Source organism: Gemmatimonadota bacterium (assembly GCA_026706845.1).
In the GTDB taxonomy this organism is placed as follows: domain Bacteria; phylum Latescibacterota; class UBA2968; order UBA2968; family UBA2968; genus VXRD01.
In genome coordinates, this window is sequence record JAPOXY010000027.1 from 1 (window position 1) to 5336 (window position 5336).

The 5336-nt window shown below is 50.9% G+C and carries 6 protein-coding genes; 4 read left to right on the plus strand and 2 right to left on the minus strand.

The genetic code is table 11. The features are described 5' to 3' along the window. Positions 1 to 612: 612 nt before the first annotated feature. Positions 613 to 1275: a DUF3800 domain-containing protein gene (locus tag OXG87_02695; GenBank protein MCY3868437.1), complete on the minus strand. Its 663-nt coding sequence runs from the start codon at positions 1273 to 1275 to the stop codon at positions 613 to 615. A 285-nt stretch (positions 1276 to 1560) separates the two neighbouring features. Further along, positions 1561 to 1701 (minus strand): hypothetical protein, encoded by a 141-nt coding sequence (locus tag OXG87_02700; protein MCY3868438.1) that lies wholly within the window; start codon positions 1699 to 1701, stop codon positions 1561 to 1563. A 254-nt stretch (positions 1702 to 1955) separates the two neighbouring features. On the opposite strand from OXG87_02700, the gene OXG87_02705 reads away from it, so the two are divergent. The 4 genes from OXG87_02705 to OXG87_02720 all read left to right on the plus strand — a co-directional run. Further along, positions 1956 to 2924 (plus strand): aldo/keto reductase, encoded by a 969-nt coding sequence (locus OXG87_02705; protein MCY3868439.1) that lies wholly within the window; start codon positions 1956 to 1958, stop codon positions 2922 to 2924. Positions 2925 to 3029: 105 nt separating this feature from the next. Then, positions 3030 to 3755, plus strand: coding sequence for an RraA family protein (locus OXG87_02710; GenBank protein ID MCY3868440.1), 726 nt, complete (start codon positions 3030 to 3032; stop codon positions 3753 to 3755). Positions 3756 to 3778: 23 nt separating this feature from the next. Beyond that, positions 3779 to 4882, plus strand: coding sequence for a DUF3500 domain-containing protein (locus tag OXG87_02715; protein ID MCY3868441.1), 1104 nt, complete (start codon positions 3779 to 3781; stop codon positions 4880 to 4882). Between the two features lie 103 nt (positions 4883 to 4985). Beyond that, positions 4986 to 5336, plus strand: a 351-nt coding sequence (locus OXG87_02720) for a Gfo/Idh/MocA family oxidoreductase (GenBank protein MCY3868442.1), incomplete at its 3' end; no start/stop codon positions are given.

The window sequence follows — 5336 nt, forward strand, 5'->3', positions numbered from 1 at the left end:
ATACGAACCTGCATTACCTATAAATACACCATTATGATCCTTCAACCATAACACGTGAGTTCCAGTATTCCTATCTTCTCCTATATATCCTAACTCCGATTCATCTTCTCCCACTCTCTGAATAATACGATCTCCTACCCAAGCCATACTTGACATTTCAATTCCTTTCTAAAATAAACAAATTTATGGGGATTATATACAATGTGGACCGTGGCAAGAAAAAACCACTGGAACCTGTAATATAACCCAAAACCAATCACCCCCAAAACCACCGGCACTATTGAATATAAGTCCCCTTTTTTGAAACAACTGTGTCCCTTGAAGTGTATGGAATCAATATTCACGGTGATCGTTCCTTCCGCACATCATTTTGTCGGTTATAACCTGAATGCCAGTGAAAATAGCAGCTATGTTGGATTCACAAGAGCGCATTTTTGGGGTTGACACGGGCGATGTGCATGCTCATATTTGTTTTGTCGGGTGCCCGGGATGAGTTCGATATGATTCATTCAGCCCGACAACAAAAGGTTCCCTCCCGATGACAAGAGCCCAAGGGGCTCTCTCCAGAAATGGAGTAGTCGGGGGGGTCATTTTTTTTGGCCGACGAATACATTAATAGTAATACCGCGTCTCGTTCTGAAAGATGTCCAACTGACTACGCACTGCTTTCCGGATTTGGTCGAACCATGTTGTTTCTCCGGTCTGCAATTTCCGATGCACAGCCCAGCAACAGTAGTCGGCCACCTGCAACCCATAGTGGGAACGGGAGTCATGATGGAGAATGCGGTAATTTATGCCAGGGGCTAACTTCTCTGTCAGCGCCTGTTGAATGCCCTTCTCAATGGCCCTTCGCCGCTTGTTTACTGGTATAATATCAGTAATGACGATGACTTCATCGGCATCTACCGCGAACTCCTTGGGTAACACAAACTCCAGCAGATGGCCCAACATTTCCGGGTAGAAACGCCTGTCTTCCCGTAGCATTGGGCTGGTTTTGGCCTTCTCAACCACCAAGCAGTCGATGCATAAGCTATTGAGATGGTTGCCGATGATATCGAATACCTTACCCCGCACATGTTTATTGTCATCGGTGCAGTGGAAGTATTCGTTCTCCAAACCGTATTCTATGCAGTCGTACTTGTAATCGTCAATCAGTTGACACCACCCAAAGGGTCTTCTCATGCTGACGCTGGTCAGAACGAAATAGCGGGTTCCATTAACGCTGAAATCGAAATTTCCGGCTTCATCAAGAAAAATGTAGGCGCAACGGGTCACTACGTCCCCTCCTCTACGTCCCTTCTTCCTCTATCTGAGAGTTGTGAGATCGAAATAAGACCTCCAATAAGACCCCAATAGATTTCCTATCTTCAGACCATCTGCTCCAGTCCAACATACATCAACCTACTATTCTCCCACGATTCTATGATGGCTTGTCACAGTTCCTTGTCACAGCTTGTCATAGCTCCCGAGCCTGACTATCCATCATTGAACATGTCTTGCTTGCCCAAGTTCGTCGGACCCGTTGATTTTTTAATTCAATTGCGCTCCTATCGCGCCCCATTACGCCCCCGAAATCGATACAAGGGTTTCCCCATTCGGGTGGATGTGGATGATGATGCATACATCATCCGATTTCAGCTCTTCCCTTTCATCGCCGACTACATCGGCTGTGAGCACGATTTGCTCATGTTCTTTGAACACATCTCACCTCCGGCGCGGGTGCGCCGTAATAAACCTGGGATAGTTTGGGCGCACTCTCCACATTTCAAGCCACACATGACGTATTACAGAAAACGATATGGACTGTCAAGGTTATTTTTTATTTTTCCTACCATCCGTCCGGACAGGCTTGGATCGCTGTTTTAATTTCCAACACAGCACAGGGATTTTTTCGCATTGACACGCGGGGTTCTGTCGTCTATTATGCGAGGGGTTTTTTCAGGAGGAGATTTGCGATGCAGAGTAAGATATTGGGCAGAACGGGGTTGGAGGTTCCAATCGTCAGTTTTGGCACGGCATTTCTCGCTCGTGTGATGGGGGCAGATGGTCATTTTTTGCCTGGAGTCGATGAAGATGTGGGTGTAGTGAATGTGGTGGCTGCTATTGAGGCCGGGTGTACGCTGGTCGATACGGCGCCACTTTACGGGAATACCGTGAGCGAGAAGATTATTGGTCGCGCGTTGCGCGAACGCCCTGATCTGGCTGGCAAGTGTACGGTGACGACAAAAGTGGGGAGATCGGGAAATGAATACGATTTCTCTTTCGACGGGGTGATGCAGCAGGTGGAAGACAGCCAGGAGCGGTTGGGGCTGGATGCGTTTGACGTGTTGTACATTCACGATCCGATGGATTTTCCCATGCAGCAGGTGATGGCAAAAGATGGCGCGCTTGGGGCGTTGCGAAAATTGCAGGATGAGGGTGTGGTGCGTTTTATCGGTATTGCTGCGAATGATCCCGATTCAAATGGTCCCTATATTGATACGGGCGAGTTTGATGCTTCGGTGGTTCCCGATGCGTGGAGTTTGTTGAATCGCACGGCGGATACATTCATTTTTCCCGGTGCTGAAAAACACAATGTGGGGATTGCGCTTGCTACGCCTCTGGAGCGCGGTTTGCTGGCGACGGGACCCTTGCCCGGACATTCTTATGTGAATCGCAATTTTAGTCAGGCGGTTTTGGACCGCGTTGGGAGGATAAAAGCGCTTTGCGACGATTATGGCATTCCACTGGTGGCTGCATCGCTGCAGTGGTGTACGCGACATCCGTTGATTGCGACGGCGATTTGCGGGGGGCGAAACAAAGCGGAGACGATTCAAAATGCCGAAGCTGGCAGTATTGAAATTCCCGAAGCGTTTTGGGATGATCTGGAACCGTTGATCCAGGATTGGGATCAAGAGCATGTGGTGAAAGTGGGGAAGACGTGAGAAGTGTGAAGGATGAAGTGTGAAGTGGTGAATTGGTCAGTAGGGGCGACCCCCTGTGGTCGCCCGATGAGCTGGGCGGGCTGACCGTCTTTTAAGGAGATTACCATGACAGAGCAGGAGATTTTGAAGGAGCTGGAGAATTTCGATACGCCGTCCATTACAAATGTGGTGGCGACGTATCCGAGTAATCCGTTGTGTTTGGGGCTTTATAATCCGTGGGTTGAGAACTGGTACACGGATCAGACGATTAAGTGTATGTATCCAGAACTCGGCGCGCGGTGCGGGTATGCTGTGACGTGTACTTTTGGGTTGCCGGATGCGGGGTTTAACCGGTTGTCGTTTATGGATGTGTCCGAGGCGCTGGATGCGTCGCCCAAGCCGACGATACTGGCGCTGGAGCAGAAATTCCCGCCGGAGATTGCGGGTAAGGTGGGGCTTGCGGGCGGCAATATGACGACGACGATGAAAGCGCTGGGGTGCGTGGGGTGCGTGTCAAATGGGCCGTCGAGAGATATCGATGAAATCCGTCCGATGGAATTTCAGTATTTGCTGACGGGTATATCGCCGGGCCATGGCGATCAGGCTGTGCAGGCGGTGAATATTCCGGTGTCGATTTGCGGGATGGATGTTGCGCCTGGTGAGATTATTCACATGGATGAAAATGGCGCGGTGAAGTTTCCCGCAGATCGGATGGCAGAGGTGCTGGCGAATGTGAAGGAACTGATCGCAGGGGAAGAGGCGCTTCAAGAGCGCGTTAAGAAGGCGACCAATATCGCCGAGTTGCGCGCGGCTTATCGCGGTGAAGAATACGGAGATGATGAGGAAGAATAAATGAAAAGATCAAGGCGGGATCCATGAAACGCGTGTTGATCTACCTTCTCGGTGCAGTGATTGTCGTTGCCGCAGTTTTCGTCTATCTGTTTTTTCACCCCGATATTGTAGCTCGGGTCTTTTTTGGAGCGGTTCCCTTACCAGTAGAGATCAATCTCAAGCACGCTCACGACCTGCCTGCTGCCGACGAGAAGACAGTGGCCATCGTGGCGGCTGCAAGGCTCTTTCTGGACTCACTGGACGACAATCAGAGACAAGCGGCGACATATCGGTTTACCGATAACGCACAGCGTTCAAATTGGTCCAACTTTCCTGAGGGTATGGTTCCGCGTGGTGGTGTAAAGCTCGGTGTTCTCTCTGCAATACAGCGGGCGAATCTCGATAAGCTCCTTGGTGAACTCTTGAGTGAAGACGGTGTGAAAAATATCACTTATCAACTGGCCGCAGAAGACTTACTGATCTCAGGAGACCTGTTCGGCGTCATGAAATACGGCAGTGAGTACTTTTACGCTGCATTTCTCGGTGAACCGTCAAGTACAGAGCCCTGGATGTTCCAGTTCGGCGGGCACCATCTCGCATTAAACGCCACAGTATTCGGACCGAACGTTTCCTTTTCACCGATGCTGACTGGTGGCCAACCGCTGCACTTGCGCCTTGACGGTGACGAAATCTTCATTACGCAGAGGGAAACTGCGGCAGCGCAAGCGTTCATGAATAGCCTTACGGACGAACAGAAAGGACAAGCCGTTCGTGCAGAGCAGCCCATCGACCTCTTGCTGGGGCCAGGAAAGTATGGTGCAACAGTTGCGCCGGAAGGCATTAAGGGAAGCGAACTTACAGCTATGCAGAGAACGTTACTCCTGGATGTGATCGAGACCCGTTTGGGTTTCATGAACAATGACGACTATGCTGAGAAAATGAAAACCGTGGTGGCCGAGATCGAGGACACATACTTTGGATGGTGGGGGCGGCAGGGTGTCCTGGGCGCCGCGTATTTCCGCGTGACCAGCCCGTCCATGGTACTCGAATACGCGGTTCAAAACGGCGAAGGCACCATAGATCATGCTCACAGCATGTATCGCGAGCTTGATAACGACTACGGTTCCGCGTGGATCGGGGCCGAATGAATCCAACGAGACAGTTCATGCGCGCGTTGAGAAGGCGACCAATATTGCCGAGTTGCGCGCGGCTTATTGCAGTGAAGAATACGGAGATGATGAGGAAGAATAAATGGAAAAGATCAAGGCGGGTATTATCGGTTTCGGGCGGGTGGCTGGCGGTCATCTGAGAACGATGCGCGGGACGGGGTTGTACGATGTGGTGGGGGTGTGCGATATTACGGAATCCAGGCGGGAAGAGGCGGTTGCCGAGGGCATGCGTGCGACTGATAATCTCGATGAATTTCTCGGTTGGGATATCGAGTTGGTTTTGATCGCGACGCATTCGGCAGCGCATTATGCGGATGCGCTCAAGGTGGCAGCGGCAAAGAAGCACATGCTGATTGAAAAGCCCATGTCACTGACTGGTCCAGAGGCCGAGGAGATGGTGCAGGCTGCCAGAGATAATGGCGTAGTGTTGACG

Bases quoted from the DNA above. Each gene is read 5' to 3' on its own strand.
- OXG87_02705 (MCY3868439.1), top strand. From the start codon at position 1,956: ATGCAGAGTAAGATATTGGGCAGAACGGGGTTGGAGGTTCCAATCGTC.
- OXG87_02710 (MCY3868440.1), top strand. From the start codon at position 3,030: ATGACAGAGCAGGAGATTTTGAAGGAGCTGGAGAATTTCGATACGCCG.
- OXG87_02715 (MCY3868441.1), top strand. From the start codon at position 3,779: ATGAAACGCGTGTTGATCTACCTTCTCGGTGCAGTGATTGTCGTTGCC.